The organism is Flavobacterium sp. DSP2-3-1 (genome assembly GCF_049896865.1).
Taxonomy (GTDB): domain Bacteria; phylum Bacteroidota; class Bacteroidia; order Flavobacteriales; family Flavobacteriaceae; genus Flavobacterium.
Window position 1 is genome coordinate 146,376 of the sequence record NZ_JAFCVD010000003.1, and the last position, 21,404, is coordinate 167,779.

15 protein-coding genes are annotated in these 21,404 nt (G+C 31.6%); 7 read left to right on the forward strand and 8 right to left on the reverse strand.

The window, feature by feature from the left end:
* Window positions 1–12: 12 nt before the first annotated feature.
* From ACP7AT_RS04650 to ACP7AT_RS04670, 5 genes are all read right to left on the reverse strand, one after another.
* Complete coding sequence (locus tag ACP7AT_RS04650; protein ID WP_426063182.1) at window positions 13–732, reverse strand: hypothetical protein; 720 nt, start codon at window positions 730–732, stop codon at window positions 13–15.
* Window positions 729–3,341 carry a leucine-rich repeat domain-containing protein gene (locus ACP7AT_RS04655; protein WP_426063183.1) on the reverse strand — a complete coding sequence of 871 codons (2,613 nt, stop codon included), beginning with the start codon at window positions 3,339–3,341 and terminating at the stop codon, window positions 729–731. Before ACP7AT_RS04655 ends, ACP7AT_RS04650 begins: the two co-directional genes overlap by 4 nt.
* A 113-nt stretch (window positions 3,342–3,454) precedes the next feature.
* Entirely contained in the window at window positions 3,455–9,559 is a 6,105-nt protein-coding gene (locus tag ACP7AT_RS04660) for a PKD-like domain-containing protein (RefSeq protein ID WP_426063184.1), read from the reverse strand.
* Window positions 9,556–10,158, reverse strand: coding sequence for a hypothetical protein (locus ACP7AT_RS04665; protein WP_426063185.1), 603 nt, complete (start codon window positions 10,156–10,158; stop codon window positions 9,556–9,558). The genes ACP7AT_RS04660 and ACP7AT_RS04665 overlap by 4 nt, the downstream gene beginning before the upstream one ends.
* Window positions 10,142–10,648: an OmpH family outer membrane protein gene (locus ACP7AT_RS04670; RefSeq protein WP_426063186.1), complete on the reverse strand. Its 507-nt coding sequence runs from the start codon at window positions 10,646–10,648 to the stop codon at window positions 10,142–10,144. Before ACP7AT_RS04670 ends, ACP7AT_RS04665 begins: the two co-directional genes overlap by 17 nt.
* Before the next feature lie 674 nt (window positions 10,649–11,322).
* Between ACP7AT_RS04670 and ACP7AT_RS04675 the strand changes: the two genes are divergently transcribed.
* The 4 genes from ACP7AT_RS04675 (at window position 11,323) to ACP7AT_RS04690 (ending at window position 13,925) form a co-directional block, all read left to right on the forward strand.
* A complete protein-coding gene (locus ACP7AT_RS04675) occupies window positions 11,323–11,493 on the forward strand; it encodes a hypothetical protein (RefSeq protein WP_426063187.1) in 171 nt (56 codons plus the stop codon).
* 393 nt (window positions 11,494–11,886) lie between these two features.
* Window positions 11,887–12,528 carry a DUF932 domain-containing protein gene (locus tag ACP7AT_RS04680; protein ID WP_426063188.1) on the forward strand — a complete coding sequence of 214 codons (642 nt, stop codon included), beginning with the start codon at window positions 11,887–11,889 and terminating at the stop codon, window positions 12,526–12,528.
* A 177-nt stretch (window positions 12,529–12,705) separates the two neighbouring features.
* On the forward strand, window positions 12,706–12,984 hold the full coding sequence (locus tag ACP7AT_RS04685; protein WP_426063189.1) for a transposase: 279 nt from the start codon (window positions 12,706–12,708) through the stop codon (window positions 12,982–12,984).
* Window positions 12,985–13,592: 608 nt separating this feature from the next.
* Window positions 13,593–13,925: a hypothetical protein gene (locus ACP7AT_RS04690; RefSeq protein WP_426063190.1), complete on the forward strand. Its 333-nt coding sequence runs from the start codon at window positions 13,593–13,595 to the stop codon at window positions 13,923–13,925.
* A gap of 166 nt (window positions 13,926–14,091) precedes the next feature.
* On the opposite strand, the gene ACP7AT_RS04695 is transcribed toward ACP7AT_RS04690, so the two are convergent.
* From ACP7AT_RS04695 to ACP7AT_RS04705, 3 genes are all read right to left on the reverse strand, one after another.
* Window positions 14,092–14,460, reverse strand: coding sequence for a hypothetical protein (locus tag ACP7AT_RS04695; RefSeq protein ID WP_426063191.1), 369 nt, complete (start codon window positions 14,458–14,460; stop codon window positions 14,092–14,094).
* A 385-nt stretch (window positions 14,461–14,845) separates the two neighbouring features.
* Window positions 14,846–15,577 carry a hypothetical protein gene (locus tag ACP7AT_RS04700; RefSeq protein WP_426063192.1) on the reverse strand — a complete coding sequence of 244 codons (732 nt, stop codon included), beginning with the start codon at window positions 15,575–15,577 and terminating at the stop codon, window positions 14,846–14,848.
* Between the two features lie 133 nt (window positions 15,578–15,710).
* On the reverse strand, window positions 15,711–16,742 hold the full coding sequence (locus tag ACP7AT_RS04705) for a hypothetical protein (RefSeq protein ID WP_426063193.1): 1,032 nt from the start codon (window positions 16,740–16,742) through the stop codon (window positions 15,711–15,713).
* Window positions 16,743–16,971: 229 nt separating this feature from the next.
* Here ACP7AT_RS04705 and ACP7AT_RS04710 point away from each other — a divergent pair, with 229 nt between their 5' ends.
* Genes ACP7AT_RS04710 through ACP7AT_RS04720 form a run of 3 tightly spaced genes read left to right on the forward strand, consistent with a single transcriptional unit; the run spans window position 16,972 to window position 20,985 of the window.
* A complete protein-coding gene (locus tag ACP7AT_RS04710) occupies window positions 16,972–17,493 on the forward strand; it encodes an RNA polymerase sigma factor (protein ID WP_426063194.1) in 522 nt (173 codons plus the stop codon).
* A gap of 45 nt (window positions 17,494–17,538) precedes the next feature.
* Window positions 17,539–18,438: a FecR family protein gene (locus ACP7AT_RS04715; RefSeq protein WP_426063195.1), complete on the forward strand. Its 900-nt coding sequence runs from the start codon at window positions 17,539–17,541 to the stop codon at window positions 18,436–18,438.
* Window positions 18,439–18,447: 9 nt separating this feature from the next.
* Entirely contained in the window at window positions 18,448–20,985 is a 2,538-nt protein-coding gene (locus tag ACP7AT_RS04720) for a TonB-dependent receptor (RefSeq protein WP_426063196.1), read from the forward strand.
* Window positions 20,986–21,404 lie beyond the last annotated feature (419 nt).

Genomic DNA, 21,404 nt, shown 5'->3' on the forward strand with positions numbered 1-21,404 from the left:
ACAGGTTTACTATTATAATTTGAATAATTGATAGGCCGATAATCTTTTTGAAATAACTATTTCATTGTTTTTTTCAATAAAATAATTTTCTTTTGCAACAAGTAAGTTGTCTCTTTTTTCATCTTTTGTCCTAAGGCTAAAAGTGATTTCTAATCTCGGAATGGTATAAATAGGTTTTTCTTTAGCATTTTTACTCTCCATTTTTTCTAAAAAAAACAAGATCTGTTTTGCAATACTGTAATCTTTTTTTCTAATATATATAATTACTTTGCTTAACATGATTTGAGAAATTTTAGCAGGAGTTAGTTCACAAATAAAATTATCATTATCCGTCAAAATCAATTTTGATTCAAACCCCTTTAGGTAATTGGTTAACGATAAAGGAGATTCCTCCATTGCTTTCATCTGCTTTTCAATTACGAATGCCTTCTGTTCATGATTAATCTTTAATCCGTAATTTTTGAAAGTCACAAATTCAGTATTCTTAATTTTAAAATAATTAATGTTATTTTTCTTCAAAACAATCCCCATATATTGTTCATAAACTTTCTTTGAAGTATAGTCAAGATATAAAGCATATTTAGAATTATAGCTCAGGTATTCTTGTTTGCTATTTACCTCCGTTGCTTTTTTTAATACTTGTAAAGCTGTCATTTTTTCTTGTTGACTGTACATACAGGAAAAAACAAACAGTAGCATTACTCTATAAAATGCACTTTTGTGTTTCATCATGGTTTGTCTGATTTAGTAGTACCACTGCGAGTTTCCTGAATTGTAAAAATTCCTTTCTCAGTTTCTTTTTTGATTCTAACTAAACCGCCTTCTAAATCATATTCATAGAAAGTCGAATAGTTATTTTCATCTAACTCTGCCATCAAGCGTTGTGTTTTTTGATCATAAACAAAACTCTTCATATTGCCTTTACTTGGCAGAATTCGTATGTCATCAAAATAGGCCATTTTTTCAGAATCTGTATTTTCATTTAATAATTCCAGATTCATGTCGTCAACATTATCAGGAACTACAAATTCGCCTATAATACGTTGCCAGTCATCAATAATTTCGCCTGTGGCATAAAACTTTTGTGGTGTGGCTATGGTTGTGCCCGCAGCATCTATAAAAGATACACTAATGCAGCCTTTGTCATAATTTTTTGATTGTTCTTGCGGTGTGGCAAGATTACTTTCTTTTACCCAGGCACTTACTAAATATTTTTCATTTTTAATTAAATTGAAAGAGGCACAGTAGTTGCAAGGGGTACAATTGTCTATAGCCACATTTTTTGAAAATATAGTTTTACATCCATCCGTTTTAATAACCTCCAATTTAATAGTGTATTTTCCTGCACTATCAAACACAAAAGAATAAGTACCGATAGTATTAGTTGTTGTATTTACGACAACGCCATTGGAGTTAATACTAGTCCAGATATAACTTAAATTTGGAGTGTTACTTGTAAAAGAGAAAGAACTACTCTGATCTTTACAAAGTTCATTTGTTGTAACAGTTAGAGATCCTGTAACTGGGGTACAATTAGTTACGTTTAAATGAATAGGATTTCTTTCTAAAATTAAATTTAGGTAATAAATGGTCGGATTTGTTATTTGGGGGTGTTTAGAAATACAATAGTAATTGCCCGCATCACTAATACTTAAATTTGAGATGGTGTATTGCCTCGAGGTAGCTCCCGTTATTAACGAATAATTCTTATACCATTGAAATGTGTCATCCGGTGTATATCTATTATCTGTAAACATGGTTAAAGTTACTGCTCCTCCTGTTGCATTAGTAATTGTTTCTTCTGTATCAGTTTTGGCTTGTGGTGCATACTGAAAGTAAGTGATTTGCGTTTTGTATATGGGATATTGTGTTGTAAAGTCAACAAAACGGAATTTGTTATTATAGATGAGTAATTCTTCTAATAAGACTAAATTTGTTAGATCAGGTACACTAGCTTCTAGTTGGTTGGAATTCAATCTAAGGGAATTAAGATTGGTTAACTGACCTATTTGTTGGGGTAAAATGCCACTTAATTTATTATTGTTCAAAAATAAGTAAGTAAGTTGGGACAATTGACCAATCTCAGGGGGAATACTGCCTTCTAGTTGGTTAAAATTCAACCAAAGATATTGAAGATTGGTTAATTGATTAATCTCTAAGGGTATAGTGCCATTCAATTTATTAAATGAAATAGCTAATAATTGAAGTTTTGATAGAAAACCTATCTCAACGGGGATAGACCCCTCTAGTTGGTTATTATCTAAATAAAGATAACGAAGATTGGTTAATTGACTAATCGCTGAAGGTATAAAACCACTTAACTTATTATTTGACATTGATATATAGTCAAGGTTTAATAAAAGACCTATCTCAACTGGTATAGAGCCCTCTAGCTGGTTATTATGCATATAAAGAGTACGAAGATTGGTTAATTGACTTATTTGAGAAGGAATGATACCACTTAATTTATTACCATATAATGCTAAATTATTTAGTTGGTTTAATTGAAATAATCCTAATGGTAAATCACCTGTTAAATTACAATAATACATGTGCAAATAAATCAAGTTAGTGCAAGCAAAAATCCACGAAGGAATAGCTTGAGGGTTTAAACCTCCATTATTGCCAATAAAAAACATTTTTAAATTACTTAAGGCCGACAAATTAGGTATATCACCTATAAAGCCACAATTATTTAAAATTAATGTATCTAAATTAGTTAAGGAATTAAGAGTTGAAGGAATAGCAGTACCATTAAAATGATTATTATCCAATTCTAAAATTCTAAGTTTTGATAAACCAAATAAATCTGGAATAAAACCAACTAAGTTATTATTTGTTAAAGCTAAATAATCAATATGTCCATCTACAACAAAAACTCCAAACCAACCTGTTTGGGTTGTATAGTTCCAAGAAGTAACGGGTGTAGAGAAATCCCAACCAGAACGATTTGTCCAATTATCTCCGTTGGTGCTATTATACAATAGCTGTAATGCGTCCTTTTCCATTTGAGGAATATCTATAACAACAGTATTAGCTGCGTTACTATTTCTTGTGTTGGTTTTGTTAACAGCTTGTTGTTGCCTTATTTTTTGTAAAATGGCATCCTCGTTTTTTTTCATTTCTACGAAACGCATTTTATACATTTCCCGCATCATGTCGATTTCTTGCTTGATTTCTTTCAATTCAATACCCCGCTTCGTCAATGTGCTGGTCATTACTGCCACATCAAGCCCAATCTCCTTATCTGTGAGTTCTTGAGCAAATAGTGTAGTCATAGAGCAAAACACCAGACAAAATGTAAGAATCCAATTTTTATTTATTTTAAAACCGTTTATCATATTTGTTTCTCTTTTTTGAAAAGTACATTTTTATGATCTCTATTAAAATGAATCATTATCTAAAAAATACTTGTACCTTTTTTTTAAATTTAATTAATTAAAAAAATCTATTATCAATTACAATTATTTAGCATAGACCAATAGGATTGGTGAGACAGTGATTGATCAGTCTGATAAATTATATTTCCATTACTGTTTTTCAAATATAAAGTAAAACTTACTGTGGCATTTACTGCTGTAGATTCATTATAATTCAATGAATAAACTCCAGATGCATTGATTAATGTAACAGTTGCCGACTGTAAATACGTAGCTGTTAAGGTTATATATGATCCCGAAGGCGCATTATATATTGATATAGGAAGTTTTACACCACAACTGGAATTATCACTGCAGGATCCTACAGTTCTGCAAGAAGCGGATCCAACTCCAATAGACGGTTGAAATTGAGGAGTTACATTAATAATAACATTAGCTGGTATTCCTAAACAATTTCCTAATGTTGGGGTAATGGTGTAGGTTGCTGTTCCATTTGTTGTTCCAGTATTATTTATTATTTGTGTTATAGAATTTCCGTTTCCTGCTGTAGCTCCTGATACTCCAGTTTGATCTACAGTCCATTCAAACGTTGTTCCAGCGACTTTACTTGTTAATACGATACCTGTTGTTTGCCCGGAAGAAATACTTTGTGAAGTTGGAGTTGCTATTACATTAGCTCGGCAAACAGAAGGGATTGTATTTGCCTTACACCCATTTATCTTTCTGGTAAAAGTTGCTTTTTTTCCAGCGTTAATGGCTATACTGTTCCGTCCTGTATGCGATTTGTCTTTTGTAATATAGACATCTGTATTCAAACCTTGAGTAAAGCCAAAGTGCGGTTTTAATGAATTTACAACTGGATTAGGAATGCCATAATCCTCAAAACCATCAAAGCCAATTTCGCTATATTTTGCGTTTGAGGCAACTGCTACGGGTAAAGTGTAATTATAACCGTATTGTGCAGAAGAATATCTATTTAGTGCATCTTTGTTTTCTAACTCTACACCATACGGACTGTATTTGGTGACTTGGCTGGCAAATGTCCAGCCCAACGTATCTTTTGCCCAGGCGCCTGCATTTAATTTATAAAAAGGGCTAAAATTTATAAAATAACCAGCTTTTCGTCTATTGGCTGTTACAAAATTGTTTCTACCAGTCAAGTAGGCATGAGATTTTACGGCTCTCCAATTACCTTTAGTATTGTATAAAAATGGGTTTATAAAAGTGCCAGTAACGTTAATAAGTCCGGCTTCATCTGGTTTAAGCCCAGCTTCGCTAGGCAATCCATTCTCACATTGAGAATTCCAAACATCGCTGTATTCTACTGCGCTGGCATTAATAACCTTGGGATCCATAGCACTACCTGATGTGTAACCAAAGGTAGCGTCTGTGATGCTTTCCAAGATTTTATCATTATTCTTATCTATAGGATTGATCATCGATGTTACTGACGCCATCGATGCCATTTGTTGATTTCTATAACCCGATCGCACTATTTTGAAATTTAGATCATTCGGTAGAGTCGATTGATTAATACTATTTCCATTTCGATCAATTAACTGAATTTGGGTTTTATTTGCATTCGAATTATATCCATTAACCCAAAGTTTTGTACCATTTCCTAGTACAAGTTCATCACCAATTTTAAAATATTTTGAGATGTCTGTAGAAGCGAAGTTTTTTATATCAAAATAAGACTGATTATTAACAAGTTCCCCTTGAAGATTTATATTTTCAGAAGCCATCCCCATATTTTCATAATTCCAATAGGCCGGATAATTAAAGTTATAGTAATTATCGTCGAATTCGTTTATGGTTTTGGTGAGTAGCACTTGCCCGGACTTGGCATCCCACGCCAAATTTTTTGTTGACACTCTGGAACCTAAGTCATAGGCTACCTTTTCTATTAGAATACCTGTTTTGTGAACTACTTTAGTGGTAGTTGCAGTTCTTAGAATATTTTCGTGATATGCAAACCTAGGTAATACTGTAGGTACGATGCCAGGGAATATCAAGAGAATAAAAGCGGCTAAATTCCCATCAGCTCCAAGAGTTTTCGTTGTAGAGTTACTCTCGTTGAAATCATTAATTAAATCATAATTAACCCCCAGCAAATTGGTTTGGGTTTCCCCTTTTGAATTTATGGTTGTTAAATTATTGTCCAATTTACCATCTGAACCCACATTGTATTTAAAATCTACTCTGGAAATGGGAGCAGTTTGTCCTTCACCATACACTTTTTCTGATTTTACCTTACCATCCATATCATTGGTTTCTATAGAAAATCCTTGTGAAGCTGTTAAATGGTTTATAGAAATTACGTTTAAGATTTTGAGTAAAGGACTTTTCATTTCGTCAGGGCGTATGTCAAGATCGGTATAATCAACCAGTGTTGGGAAATCATGGGTGGTATAATGTTCCGTTACCACTTTTCCTGTAGCATGTTTTTTGACAACTTTAATTCCGTTATCGTTTTTTTTGTCTAAATTAGTAACCGTCACTCTAGAATACGTGATTTTTGGGGAAGGGAAAAAACTTTCTCCAAAAGGTTTTTCTACATAATTCATTTCTTTTGGAGCTCCAATTCGATCTGCATAATTACCATCTTTGCCATAAAAAGGCTCCACAAAAGGGTTTTCTGTCGAAGCATTGGGTTCAAAAGTGGCCACCCCACTTGAAGTTCCATCTTCTAAAGCATACGAATAATCCTGTCCATATTTTTCTTTATAAATAGCATTCCCTTCAACAATATTCATTACATCCCAATTATCACTTAGTTCAATTTTTTTAACCCGTAACCCTCCCCCTAATTTTTTTCCATTAGGATTTTCTAATCGTATCCAAGAACGTTGCGTATCAAAATATCTAGCACACCTTTTTCTCTCCAATACGGCATTTGGTCCTTTAAAAATTTCTGTCATTGATTTAATACTTCCAACTAAATCCTTAACTATTGCGATAAAGCTTTTATTAGTTTCGTCTCCACCAAGGCTATAAACCGCTCTATTCAGATAAGTTCTTCCGAAGCCCCATCCAGATTTAGCAATTGGATTGACTGGTCTACTACTATTGATTAAGCCATCAATTTTGAGAAACTTCAAAGGAATAGCAACAATTCCATTATTTACATTCATCTGTGATTTAAGATCTTTATCTATTTCAAAATAGCCAGAAACAAAATCACTATTTTTTTCATTCATATTCAATAGAAACTTAAAGTAAATAGGTTTGTCAATGTTCATAGATAAATACTTGCTTTCAAATTGATCTGCCTTTAAGCCTGAATCTTCATCATTAATTTTTACATAAATATATTTGTTAGGAGTGCTACCATAATACAGACTGTTGTTTGTTGTTGGAGTTGAGTACTTTCCGGCACCGACCACTTTAAACATTTGCATCGCTTTTTTATTTTGTACATATTTATAATCATCGCTTTCCGTTTGAATAGTCAAGGTTCCTCCTGATGGCAGTGTGACACTTTTTAGTACCCAAGCACTCGTTTTTTTATCTGCATCTACTTTATGTTGTTCTACAAATGGAAATTCTGATGTTGTTAAAGGATTTGTCATTAAATTTTCTTTATAATTTCCCCAGACATCAAATCCTTTCATGTCATACGCCGGATTTAATTTAGGATCTGTTTCTGAATAATTAAATTTATAAGGGGTATATTTTCCCATATTCGATGCACGGTAGGTAAAGTATACTTTCTTTAAAGTTAATTTTCCTTTAGTTTCATCAAAGTTATTGGGAGTGCCACTGCATAACTCATAACTATATTCAAAATGAGCTGTTTTTATTGGCTTGACTGAAATAGTGTTGTTTATATCTGCTGCTTTTGTTAGAGAAATTTCTGCCGCGGCCAATTCTGGTTTGGAATATAACCTGATTGATTTTATGTTATACATATATCCAGATCCATTTCCTCCGCTTTCACTCAAAACTTCTCTTGCATCTTTCCTTTTTTCCAAATCAATAAAAGCAACATGGGTTTTTGTTTCAATCTTTTTTAAATAGCTAAGTTCCTTTTCACCATAAATATAATTTCCTTTTTGGTCTTTCTTGCTGGTTTTTAATCCTTCACTATAAGAAGCTTCATTTGCGCCATAAGGAACCCTCCATTTATAATTGCTTGCATAACCAATATCCCCCGATTTTGTATAATCAAATTTTGTATAATTTCCTAAATCTTTATCCGAAGGACCATCGTCGTCAATATCTTCATAATCGGATGATAGTACACTGGTAACTAAATAAGAATGAGCATAGCCTGGAGTCGTAATTTTATTAATATATTCGTCACTATTAGCATTACTATTTCTGTCCATATCAAGTTTGTCCTCATTCGTAAGTAAGTCCTTTTTAGTTTTATACGGAACAGTTCCTTTAATGATATTTGCCGTTTGCCCTGAAACGTCAAAAGTGGCTTCTACCTTTGTCGTATTATAAACGGTTTTCCCATATACATACGTAGTTCCATCCGCTTGCAAAACTTTCATGCCGGCCGTATGGTATGGTTTAGCATTATTATTTTTAAAAACAAATTTATCATCAGCCTCTTGATTTGTTATTTTTTGTACGGTTTGATTTCTTAATAGTCTTCCTTTTCTTTTAATTTTAGAGTTTATAGCAGTAGAATCATAGATTTTACTTGAGATTAACGACGGCTTAGCTATGTAAGTAGGAACTAGTCTTCTGTTAAACTTTGATCCACGAAGCTCTAATCTAAGAGCTTTATTGGCAAGCATCCTATTGGCGTAAAGTGCATTATCATTATCTACGTCTAGTTCTCCTATTAATTTAAAAGTGGATTGTTCATATAATGGATTATTCTTATCCGCATTACTCTCTCCAAACACAGGCAGTGTATTGTTTTTATTGGACCATAAACCTGTTGTGCTTGTGGAAGGTGAAACCGCAAAATTTGCTCCTCCATGGTACAATCCTCCCACACCAAACTCTGCACCAAATGTGCCACTTATACTAAAATCAGAAACCTTATCATTATATAAATAACTAGTCTGTGATCTAAATGGCCTGAACATACCAGCCACCCCCTGCCCCTCGATATTATAGACATCATAAGTATAGTTCGTTACTGCTAAAGCATTTGTGTTTTTAGAAATCGTTTGTTCCTTTTCTCTGTTAAAATCAAGAACGCCTTCTAAATTATTTTTATATTGGGAATTATCATAACCATAAGCGCCGACTGATCTATTTTTGTATTTCGCATTAATTTTTTGCACTGAGCCATATCCAGTAACACGCACTTGGGGTTCGGCACCGTAAAATTCAGCCCCTAAAGTTGCATTAAATGTACTGTTGACATTGTCATAGGCCACTCGTTTTGCAGGTGTATAGTTATTAGTGTTATTCAAAGAGATGCTTCCGCCAAAATTTCCCATAGAATGCTTTATGGAACTTTGTTGTGTTTTATCATTCGTAATATAATGTGTATTTCTTGCAGTTGCCGATACGCTCACATTTTCTAAACCTTTTCTGCTGTCAAAAGCTGCCCCTATACTACCTGTCATTGTAGATGATTTTACTTCATCATCAATTTTGGCAGAAATACTTACCGATGGACTAACTGATGCACCTTCCCCTGTTGAACCAGATAAATTAAATCCGACACTAACACTTTCTGCAATAGGAAACGAAACCCCAATAGATGGTTTAAAAGTTATTCCTTCATAGTTATTGTATTGCACACCTAATCCTAAACTATAAGGTAAATCATATCCAAAAATTGCTGGAGAAACATTAAAATTTGTACCTACCGTAACATTTTCTCTCATATTATTTTCATATTTCATTTTGTCTCCCCTAAAATCATCTGGCAAACCTCTAACCTGTCGCGAAATTTCCCCAACATTAAGGTTCCATCCTAGTCCTACCCATGAAGCTTCCTGATCCATAGTCACTCCAGAATTATAGGCGAGATTTAAAGGGTATCCACCCACGTCCATAATAGGAATGTTATAATTAAAATCTCCACTGGTTAGGTTTACCATATCGGATGTTCCAATTGGAGTAAAGGCATTGAACTCCGGTTGGGTTGGGCCACTGGTTAAGGCGTACATTTGCATTGGCTGCAGTGTTTCTAAAAGAATCATCATCGCTAAATAAATGGCAACTGTTTTTTTAAATTTACTTTTTTTTACTTGTTTAATCATAAGGCTATTTTGGTATAGGTATCTTTAAATTTAAACTTTAAGGTTCCTTTTCTAAAAAGGTAATCGTTATAAACCAATTGTATTCGATCGTTAGGATCTATTCCTGAAAAAAATAATAATACCTTCTGATATGGGGCTATTTTGTAACTTCTCTCAAAAGTCACACCCGAACAAGAAATAGTGTCTTTTTTTGAAGTAACAACATAGAAATCTTTATCCAAACCGAAAGACATATATTTTACGGCACTTGTATAATCCATTCCTGTAAAATCTTTTGCAAGCAGGTCCTTTTCTTCGTCCTGTTGAAATGTAAATTCAATGACGCGTTCTTTTTTGTTTTCCTCATAAAGAGAATCTACAAGGAGCAGATTTTCGTTCCCTTTGTCTTTTAATAAATAATATTGAATAGGAACTTCGGTAGCGATAAAACCTATGTCATCTACTTTTTGGATATATTGACGAGATTTCCAACCTATCTTTTCTAAGTTGAAATAGCGATCCCTGATTTCAGAGTCACCTTTATTATCATCTCCCCCCTTCTTACAAGAAAAAAATGCAAAAATAAAAAGCAACCAAAATATCTTATTTATATCCCTCATACTTTTTGTTTATATAAATAAGCAGCTCGTTTGTCACATCTATATTTTCATCAGCAAACAAAACGCTCCTTTTATTTTCCGAACCAATAACTAATTGATATTTTTTTTCTTTAGCGAATTCATTTACATAACCATTAATTCTTGCCCAAATTTTTAAATACTCTTCCGAAGCAAAATTTTGGTTGAATTGCTCCAATTCTTCTTTTCCCTTAATGAAATTTTGCATCACTATTTTCTTATCTCCTTCAGAAATTGTTTTAGATTGCAACTCAGAATACAGAGAGTCTAAACTCAATTTCCGAATATTAAATTCTTTCTCCCCAATTCGCTTCATTTCTTTTGTCATGTTAAAACTATCAAAGAGTTTGCTATTGTCAGCATAAACAATTTTTTTGCTTGATGCAAGAACATTAAAAACAAAAAAAATAATCACTATACCTATTAACACGATATTAATTACAACTAAAAAATTTAATTTATTTTTTATCACAAAATGTATTGTTAAAATTTACGTAAATATAGTAGTTTTTCTTACTTTAAAACATTACTCATAAAAAAAAATTAAAAAGTCTAATAATTATTGTTAATTAACAATATCCACTTTTAATAATATTTGATATTTCAAAAAAAAAAAGGATTTCCGTTCCACACGAGAAGAAAACATAAAAGTAATTTCTAAAATGTTTTTATTTCTTCTTTGATATCTACTGCTGCTATTATAAATAATAAATTACCTAGTCATCTGATACCAAAGTATCAGATTTGTTTGTTCCAAAAATTGATCAATAGCACTATTTACCTTTAGCATCTAATCTTAAGATTAATTACACCATCTAGGTGGGGTTTGGTAGCTATCTAAAAAGTATTTATGTTAGATTTTTTGTATAAAGTTTAAGTAAAGTTTTCATTCGAAACGGACGAAAAAGCAGCTAAGATAGTGACTTAAGAATGTTGGAAGCGCATTATGATTGCCTTGCACTTGTCGCCCTTCGGGACTTGTACGTCCCCACATTCTTGAGCCAATTGTTCCTTGTTTGCTTTTTCTCCGTTTTTCCTTTTGAAAATATTTTATGAGGTTGACGGTTACAGAGGAAGCAACGTAAATAATAGTAATTATAAAAAAATCAAGTTATAGAAATCACAGGAAAAGTAACAGCAGATGCAATGGTTCACATAGTGAACGGCAACAAAGAGGTAGTCAACTTTAACATCGCTATTAATGACAACTACAAGTCTAAAGGAAGTACCGAAGTAATGGAAATTACAACCTACATCAATTGTTCGTATTGGCTCAATTCAAAAACGGGGAGTGGCTTAAGAACGGTGCAATCGTAAAATTGTTTGGACACATCGGCTTAAATGTGTACAGCAACGCTGAAGGCAAAGCAATGGGTAGTCTTACGTTTCACATCAACAACCTTAAATTTTTAGCTTTTGTTAAAAGGACAGAACAGACAGAAAATAGTGGAGCATTACCGTCAGTAAAACAGTGAGAACAACCAGAAACGACAGACGACCTGCCCTTTTAAGCAGTAAAATATAACAATCCTTTAAATCACAACATGATGGCACACGATATAAATTACAACATGCAGACAGAGAAACACCGTTTTTTTAGCGTAAAAGAAAAAGCATGGCACAATTTGGGATAAACTTATTCAGGATTACCCGACTAGCGCCGAGGCTATCAAACAAGCGGGATTCGGTGATGAAGTAGAAAAAAGAAAATTGTTTACTTCATGCTCCGAGGAAATAAGCTTTGATGGAGAAATCATTTACAATGAAATTGAAGTCCCTAATTACTTTAGTACCGTACACAAGGACAACGATGCTGTATTGGGTGTTGTTGGTAAAGACTACCAAATCATACAAAACAGAGATGCCTTTTCTTTTTTCGACAGGATCGTTGGTGGTGACAATATTTTCTACGAAACCGCAGGGGCATTAGGCAAAGGAGAACGTATATTTATAATCGCCAACCTGGCCGACTATGTTGAGGTAGGAAAAGATGACCTAGTCCAAAAGTACTTGTTCTTAACGACTTCTCACGATGGGAGAGGAAGCATAACTGCAGCCTTTACTCCTAGTCTTATCCTGTGCGCCAATACCCTAAATGCCGCCCTGCGCAAACAAATTAATACCGTTCGCATTCTGCATACCTATAACGCCAAACAATGTTTGGAGCAGGCGCACAAGGTCATGGAGATATCCGGTATCTTATCGGTGCAAATGGGAGCCATTTTCAATAACTGGACAAAAGTGCGCATTATTGATAGGGAACTAAAAATAATGGTGCAATCCGCACTCGCTCCCAGTTCAGAAAAGATCAAGCAATTGCATCAAATAAAATTGGATTTAATGAAATTATAAATTCTACATAGACTGATTTAAAAAGAAAAATGCATGCAAAAAATTACTGGCGCAAGTAGAAAGAAAACGTAATTATTGATATTAAAAATAAAATTAGTTATTGTGCTGACCCTTAAAATTCGGACAATATATCCCGACTAATTTAGATAGAACTAAAAACCTTAAATTAGCAGTGATATGTTAAGAACAAGAAGAACATTCGGGAAAGACTTCAAAGCCAGAGTTGTTTTGAAAGCCTTAAAAGAGAAAGATACCATCGAGGTATTAGCAAAAAAATACGAGTTGCGGCCCAACCAAATTTCAATGTGGAAGACGGACGCCATCCGGAATCTTTTTGCGGTTTTTTCTGCAGAAAAAACGGTCGTTGCCAAAAATGAAATTCCATCAGAAAAACGCAATGCGCAAATAGGTCAGCTGACCTTGAAGAATGACTTTTTAAAAAAAAGTCTGGGTTAATATCGATCAGTGAGCGAGTGAAAATGGTCGGTACCCAAAATAAATTGAGTGTTGTCAAACAATGTCGATTATTAGAAATTCGTCGTGGCGATCTTTATTATAATACACAAAATGAAAGTTTATAGAACTTGAGAAGAATGCAATTATAGTATCTACAGTATTTTAACACTCCATTGTATGGCTGCAGAAAATTGACGTTGAAGTTCACGGATCTAGGAATTAAAGTGAATCGCAAACTGGTAAAACGATTGATACAAATTATTAGTTGGCAAACCATTTATCGAGAACCTCAAACAACAATAAGTAATAATGAACATAAGAAATACCCTTATATACTCAATGGTTTAAAAATCACCCATAAAAATCAAGTGTTAGCAGTTGATATGACCTGTATTCCTACAAAAGGATTTATGTATTTAACTGTGATTATAGATTTGCATACAAGATTTGTTTTGAACTGCATTTTAAGCAACACGATGAGTGCTTATTGATGTTCCGATATTTTGTAAAAAACCATACAAAAGTATGGTGCGACTGAAACTTTCAATACAGATCAAGGAAATCAATACATTAGTGAAGTTCACACCAAAAGAGTGTTAAACAATGGAATGAAAATTTCTATCGACTGTAAAGGACTAGGTATAGACATCATTTTTATAGAAAGATTATGGAGAACAATCAAATACGGGAATTTATGTTTACAAGTATACACTGACGGAATCAGCCTTTATAGAGGACTGAAAGATTATCTTGAATTTTATAATATACGGCGACTTCATCAGTCACTTGATTATGGAACGCCTCATCAGAATTATTATAAAAAAGAAGTGGCAGAAAATCAGAATAACTTCTTTTGGCTTTTTAAAATAGCCAAAAAAGTAAGCTCCGATTTTAACCAAGATAATAGAATTTCAAACAAAAAACCTATCTTAGATCTTTGAGATTTCTGTCTGGAAAATGGGTACAGCATACTAGCTCCCATAAAAAAAGCGCAAAGTTTATTACCTTGCGCATTTTCCAGTAAAATATATTTTTTGGAAAGTACACCTGTGCAAAGCGCGGGTTAAAATCTCCATCAAATGTAATTGTAAAAGTTAATTCCTTTAATTAAGGACGAATTAAAAATCGTACTGTTGTTTTATCGTTCGCTTGATTATAAATATCAACTATTAGATAGGTATTAGTAGTAACACCTGTAATTAAATACGCAAAATTATAGTCGGTTTTATTTTTCGCTGTCGTATCATCAGTTAAAAAGGGAACATTTGATCCCTCTTTTGTAATTATAACCTTAGAAAGCGCAATCTCAGATTGGATTCGACCGCTCACTGTATATTCGCCTTGTGAATTAGCTTTGCCCTCGGTTTGATTAAAAGTTATTGTTGGAACTGCAGCATCATCCTTTGAGCATGAATTCAAAAATAATCCGCTCGCTAAAACGAATATTGCAGTAATAAAAAAATATTTCATTCTCATAATTGTTTGTATTTAAATTGTTGTAAATTAGGCGTTTAAAAAAATTTGCTTTCTTAAAAAATTTGTTAATGTTATTAAGACGGTTGTACAAAACTAAAATGTTTTAGAAATATACAAACGAATTTACTTCTAATTGCCTCGGACTCGCCCAGAAGAAAGATAATGAAATTGGAAAAAAAGTAAGTATCACACAGAGTAAATAAATACTCTCATTACTGCTTTAGATAGCATTTTAATGAATCGAAACTTCTTTACCAAAACTTATGCTGAAAGAGGCTTCCGTACAGTAGCTTATTTATAAGACTTATACAATAGTATCCAAAATAAGTAAAAAAAGACTACCGTTTAAAAATAGCCTTTTTTTAATTCATTCATTTTAATTTAATTAGTCCTTGTCATCTAAGTCTGTTTCATTTTCAAGCAAGTTTTTTATTTGCTCTCCAATATCATGATGTCCATCATCGTTATCAGTACTAATTTCAATTACTCCATCCCCATCTGTATCCATCAATAAATTTTGATTGGCTAAAGTAACAAGTCTTGCCATTATGGCATCAAGATGTATTTTTATGTTAAGTGACATATCGTTACCATTAACTATAAAATCTTTAGTTTGATCTTTAAAGTCCATTTCAAGTTCAGCATCTTTTCCACTATAGATAACAAAGTTTTTACCGTTTATTGTCCCTTTAATTAAAAAAGTTTTACCTAACATTTCGCCCGGCACGATACTTTTTTCAAATTTAAATTTAATTTCCTCATACTTGGCATTCGGAATATTAACTGAAGTTATAAATTGAGTCAAAGTTTTGTTAGGATCTAAAATATCTATTAAAAAAGGACCTACCAGTTTTACATCATCATCATAAAAAGGATCTACAAGATTATATTTATCATCTTCTTCATCTAATTCAAATTTTATCTTTCCAATGTTTATTTTAAACTCCGTAAACACTACTGTTGATGCAGCAATACGTGCAGTTGTAGAAGTTTTTCCTGTTGCAGAAACGGATGAAGCTTTTAAGGTAACATTACCGCTTGTAGTTGGATCATTTGTGCAAGAACTCATCATGATAACAAGTAATGCTAAAATTGATGTTTTTTTCATTTTTTTCATTTTTTTCATTTTTTTAAAAGTTTAGTAATATATAATAAGGGGTTTATAATTAATCGTTTGAAATACAATTTTAATAATTGTATTTATAAAAAAGTTCTTTAAAATTTACTGTAAGTATTATATTCCGTCTTAATTAATTCTTCGTGAAATAAAGATAATCAGTTGCTCCATCGCTGGCATTTTTATTTTTTAGTCTAACATTTGTGCTTGTAAATTCTGTAATTTTCCATTCGTCCTTCAATTCATCTAATCTACTGTCATCAAATTTTAACAGAAATATATTTTGACCACTATTTACAAAAGTGGACCAATTTCCGGCGATAGTATTTTTTTCTTTTACAACCATAATAGTTCCATTAGAATTGAAAGTAAAATTATATCCCTTATAATTTAAAGTTTCATCTTTGTCATCAAAATAATAGGATACATGCCACGTTCCATTAGTCAAAATCGCAGCGAAATTCTGGTTTCCTGCAGAGCCTGAATTCGTATTACAATCTTTAATCCCATCTTCAATATTGCTTTCAAAATTAGAATTGTTTGTAATTATAACATTTTGACCCTTAAAATTTATAATAGAAACTGGATAATTGATGGATATGAACACATTGCTTTTTAAATCTTTCAAAAAGTTAAATAAATCTTTATCTTTTTGAATAGTAATGGTATTTGCTATTTGATTATCTGCATTATAAATATTAATCTTTATAGGATAATTTATGTGTAAGCAGTCAATCTCATCAAACCCGTCATCATCATCACAGTTATCAATAACATCCTCTAATTGATCTGGATTTGCAATCAGTTCCGTTTTGAAATTTTGAAACTGGATTGTTATTGGATATACAAAATTTACTACATCATCATCATTAGAAAAAGCATCTAGTGCGTTTTGAACTACTTTATAATCATTTTGGCTAGATACTGTAATTTGCTTTTTATTTACAATAACACTAACTGGCAACTGAACATTAAAACAACTTGATTTGTCCAAAATATTATCCTTAGACGTAGGATTTTGTGATACCCTGGATATCAAACTCGCGAGAGGAGATTTAGCTGTTAAGTTTTGTGTAATGTCTTGAATAACCAATGTTTCCTCATCTTGACACGAAATAAATACTACTACAGCAACGCACATCAATAAATATTTAATTGTTTTCATATGTAGCTACTATTTAATATCTAGATTATTGAAATGATATTTTTTATATTGTTTTGCGTGACATTAAACTCTGTTTTGAGCGTCCGTTTCAATCTTTACAAACCGATTTCATTTCATATATTTCACATTAAAATAGTAATGGTTCTTTAGTAAAACAGTTTACATCCATATTACCCTACCAAAATTTAAAAATAAATATATCTTTGTAAAGCAAAAAATTACGAATTAAATGACCATACATTCATTATCAAGTACTTGTGATAAAATTATTTTTTCAATATTTTTTAAAAGTCATGCGAAAGCGCTTCGCAATTTTCTTTTTTACAAATACGGAAATAAAGACCAAGCCGATGATATAACTCAAGAAGCTTTCATTAAACTCTGGCAAAACTGTGCTGCAGTCCCCATTGAAAAAGCTAAATCTTATATCTATACCATTGCAAATAATAGCTCTCTTAACGAAATTGCACATCAAAAAGTAGTTTTGCAATATGAAAAAAATTTTGTTGGTCATAATAATACAAATGAAACTCCGGAATTTATACTTGAAGAAAAGCAATTCAAAAGTAAGCTCTTAAAATCAATTGAGAATTTGAAAGAAACACAGCGAGTTGCTTTTTTGATGCATCGAATAGACGGCAAGAAATATAGCGAAATAGCAGCTGAGTTAAATATAAGTGTAAAAGCAGTTGAAAAGCGCATACACTTGGCTTTATTAGAATTACGAAAAGAAATTGATACAATAAAGTAGGGTAAATTTGTTTTTACTTGTTTTAAATATAATACGAATAATGCTATGGAAAAGAATCACATTTTGGCAAAATGGCTAAACAACGAATTAACAGAAGATCAATTAGCTGAATTCAAAGCTAATCCTGATAACGAAAAATACGAGCAAATTAAAAATTATACTGCACATTTAGAAGTACCTCCTTTCAATGAAGAGAAAGTTTTAGAGCATGTTATTAATCACAAAAAAACAACACCTAAAATTATTCCTTCATACAAAAAATGGTTATTCAAAGTGGCTGCCGTCTTTGTTATTGGATTAGGAATTTTATTTTTGATGCAGAATTTTTCGTTGCAAACACAATATGCTTTCAATGGTAAAAAAACCACTTTCTTATTACCGGATAATTCTAAAGTAGTGTTGAATGCCGGTTCTGAAATTAAATATAAAAAATGGAATTGGGACAATAATAGAAACCTTGAGTTGAAGGGCGAAGCCTATTTTAAAGTAGCAAAAGGTAAAAAATTTGAGGTTACAACTGTTCTTGGAAAAGTTGCTGTTCTTGGAACCCAATTTAATGTAAAAGTACGAAAAAATCGTTTTGATGTAACTTGTTTTGAAGGAAGGGTACTTGTAAAGTACCAAGAAAAAGAATTGATTTTAACTCCGGGACAAAGTGTTTATTTTGAAGATGGAAAACAAATAAACACAACCATTGCTACAGCTCAACCAGAATGGATGGAAAACACAATTGCTTTTAATAAAGAAAATTTACGCAACATCCTAGATGAAATTCAAAGACAATACAATGTTTCTATTGAAGTAAAAACAAAATATTCGAGTGAATTATTTACTGGAAAAATCCCAATTAACAATCTTGATGTTGCCCTTCAAATTATTGCCACAACCTATCATTTAGAAGCCAAAAAAATTACTGCAAACAAAATAATTTTTGAAGGAAAATAAATTTTTTAAATGAAATACACTTCTGTTTTATTCTTTTGCCTTGTTTTTGTCTTGAGTATGACGGCTCAAAACAGAAGTAAAGCAATTGCATTAAAAGATATTCTGCAGTCTATTGAAAAACAACATCTTATTTATTTTAATTATATTGACAATGAAATAGTTACTCTTAAAATTGTACCTCCAAAAAAATCGTTGCCTTTGAACAAGAAGATCAGTTATCTTGAAAAAAAAACGAACCTCTTCTTTAAAAATATCGATAATAAATTCATTACTATCTTTAGTGATAATAGGGTTGACACAAAGAATATTTGTGGATATGTATATTCTAAAGAAGATAATTCTCCACTGGAAAATGTGAATATTAAGTTTGAAGATGGTTCCAGTACTTCAACCAATAAAAAAGGATATTTTGAACTAAAAAAAGAAAAGTCAACTGATTTATTAATTAGTAACATTGGGTATACCACTGAAAAAATTTCTGTCTCTGCTTTACAAAATAAAAATTGTTTAAAGATTTTTATTGAAGTGGAAGTTTCTGAATTAAATAATATAATTGCGAATCAACTTTTAACATCTGGAATCTCAAAAAAAATTAATGGAACATTTGAAATTAAACCTAAAAAACTTGGAATATTACCTGGCTTAATTGAACCCGATGTTTTACAAACCATGTTGCAAATTCCCGGTATTTATAGTGCTGATGAAAGTATTTCAAGTATTAATGTAAGAGGAGGTACGCATGATCAAAATTTGTTTTTATGGAATGGAATAAAAATGTATCAGACGGGACATTTTTTTGGATTAATTTCGGCTTTCAACCCTAATTTAGCCCATACCATTTCTATAATTAAAAATGGGACTTCTGCTTTTTTTGGAGAAGGCGTCTCAAGCGTTGTGGATATTTCCTCAAACTCCAATGCATTTAAAAAAAACAGTTTTAGTGCAGGAATAAACATGATAAATGCCGATGTATATTCAAAGTTCAAAATCTCCGAAAACAGTTTTGTAGAAATTTCAGGAAGAAAATCCATAACCGATTTTGTAAAAACACCGACTTACAAAGAATATTATAATAAAGCCTTTCAAAATACAAGTATTACTAATTTTTCCAATAATCAAAATATAGATTATTTAGGTGACGAAAAATTTAATTTTTACGATATTACGGCTAAATATTCTCAACAAATCGGACAAAAAAACCATTTTGTTTTCGATTTTATTACAATTAACGATCAACTTAAAATTTTTCAAACAACCAACGCCAGTTCTCAAATTCAGTCTGAAAATAATATTTTATACCAAAAAAATTACGGAAGTAATCTTTCATGGATACGAAACTGGAATACTAAAAATAGCGCTCATTTGAATGTTTACACATCGTCTTATGTACTCAATGCCGAAAAAAACAAAATACAAGACAATCAAATTGTAAAACAAAAAAATGAAGTGCTAGACAATGGCTTTAAGCTTGAAAATAGTCATACAATCAATTCGAAATTTACTCTTAAAAATGGATATCAATTTAACGAAATTGGCACCATAAATTCAGATGAAGTAAATAGTCCTATATTTTACAGAAGAATTAAAGAAGTTTTACGAATTCATGCACTTATAGCTGAAGCAAAATATAATGATACTTTATCCAAAATATATTTTAATGCAGGATTGCGATTAAACTACATTGAACAATTCAAAAAAAGCCTTTTAGAACCACGATTACAGTTTAATTATGCCATTACAAAATATTTTAATTTAGAAGTATTAGGAGAATTTAAAAGTCAAAATTCTTATCAGGTTATTGATTTGCAAAACGATTATTTTGGTATTGAAAAAAGAAGATGGATATTGGCAAACAACACAACGATACCTATTCAAAGAAGTAAGCAAGCATCAATTAGTTTGTTTTACAACAAAAATAATTGGTTATTTACTTTAGATAATTTTTATAAAAAAGTAACTGGAATTAATAGTTCGAGTCAAGAATTTCAAAACCAATTAGAATTTGTAAAAACGAATGGCGATTATGAAGTTTTAGGAATGGAAATGCTGGTTCAAAAAAAGATAAATCATTTTATTACCTGGTTTAGTTACACTTACAATACTAATAATTATCACTTTCCAGATTTAGAACAGCCTGTATTTCCAAATAACTTTAAATTAGACCATATTATCTCTTGGGCTGGAATCTATGAAAGAAAAAATCTAAAAATAGCATTGGGATCAAAGTGGTATTCTGGAAAACCAGAGACCACTCCTATAAGTTCGACAATAAATTACAGTAATTTCTCTAATCCAAAGATTGATTACAATACTCCAAACAATAAAATACTAGATGACTTTTTTCAAGTTAATTTTTCAACAACATACAAATGGGAAAGCTTAAATCAAATTCAATATAAATTGGGGTTCTCTTTACTGAATGTATTGAATCGAAAAAATGAAATCAACGAATATTATAAAATAAATACGGTCACAAATTCTATAGAAAATATAAAAACTTTTTCACTTCGACGCACTCCAAATTTAAGTTTTAGAATAGCTTATTAAACGATTTCCATAACATTGAATAAATTTATTAAGTTACTCAAATGTATTAATTGTTTAAAAAACCATGTATCTGAGTACTCCCCTATTTACCGTAGTAAGAACTATAAAAAATCGCATTGTCATCGAAGCGCTACTTGCCTAGTTTGTACAAAAAAACCAAAAAATCAGATTTAAAATAGGTTAAAAAACAAACTTAAGGGTAATGTAATAAGTTCTTGCATCGGAATGTATTATTCTTGATCGCAGATAACTGGTTGGTCCGGAGTTGAAATAACTTTTATTTGTAAAATTGGGAATTCCGACTAGCAGTTTTCATTTGTTGGAGGATGAAAGATCAGCAACATAATAGTGTACATGCTAACGTAGTAATCACAGATAATTAAGAAATAACCTCAATTTTAACCTATAAAAAAAGTGTG

Bases quoted from the DNA above. Each gene is read 5' to 3' on its own strand.
- ACP7AT_RS04695 (WP_426063191.1), bottom strand. From the start codon at position 14,460: ATGAGAATGAAATATTTTTTTATTACTGCAATATTCGTTTTAGCGAGC.
- ACP7AT_RS04715 (WP_426063195.1), top strand. From the start codon at position 17,539: ATGGAAAAGAATCACATTTTGGCAAAATGGCTAAACAACGAATTAACA.
- ACP7AT_RS04660 (WP_426063184.1), bottom strand. From the start codon at position 9,559: ATGATTAAACAAGTAAAAAAAAGTAAATTTAAAAAAACAGTTGCCATT.
- ACP7AT_RS04650 (WP_426063182.1), bottom strand. From the start codon at position 732: ATGATGAAACACAAAAGTGCATTTTATAGAGTAATGCTACTGTTTGTT.
- ACP7AT_RS04710 (WP_426063194.1), top strand. From the start codon at position 16,972: ATGACCATACATTCATTATCAAGTACTTGTGATAAAATTATTTTTTCA.
- ACP7AT_RS04665 (WP_426063185.1), bottom strand. From the start codon at position 10,158: ATGAGGGATATAAATAAGATATTTTGGTTGCTTTTTATTTTTGCATTT.
- ACP7AT_RS04705 (WP_426063193.1), bottom strand. From the start codon at position 16,742: ATGAAAACAATTAAATATTTATTGATGTGCGTTGCTGTAGTAGTATTT.
- ACP7AT_RS04655 (WP_426063183.1), bottom strand. From the start codon at position 3,341: ATGATAAACGGTTTTAAAATAAATAAAAATTGGATTCTTACATTTTGT.
- ACP7AT_RS04685 (WP_426063189.1), top strand. From the start codon at position 12,706: ATGTTAAGAACAAGAAGAACATTCGGGAAAGACTTCAAAGCCAGAGTT.
- ACP7AT_RS04700 (WP_426063192.1), bottom strand. From the start codon at position 15,577: ATGAAAAAAATGAAAAAAACATCAATTTTAGCATTACTTGTTATCATG.
- ACP7AT_RS04690 (WP_426063190.1), top strand. From the start codon at position 13,593: ATGAAAATTTCTATCGACTGTAAAGGACTAGGTATAGACATCATTTTT.
- ACP7AT_RS04720 (WP_426063196.1), top strand. From the start codon at position 18,448: ATGAAATACACTTCTGTTTTATTCTTTTGCCTTGTTTTTGTCTTGAGT.
- ACP7AT_RS04675 (WP_426063187.1), top strand. From the start codon at position 11,323: ATGGTTCACATAGTGAACGGCAACAAAGAGGTAGTCAACTTTAACATC.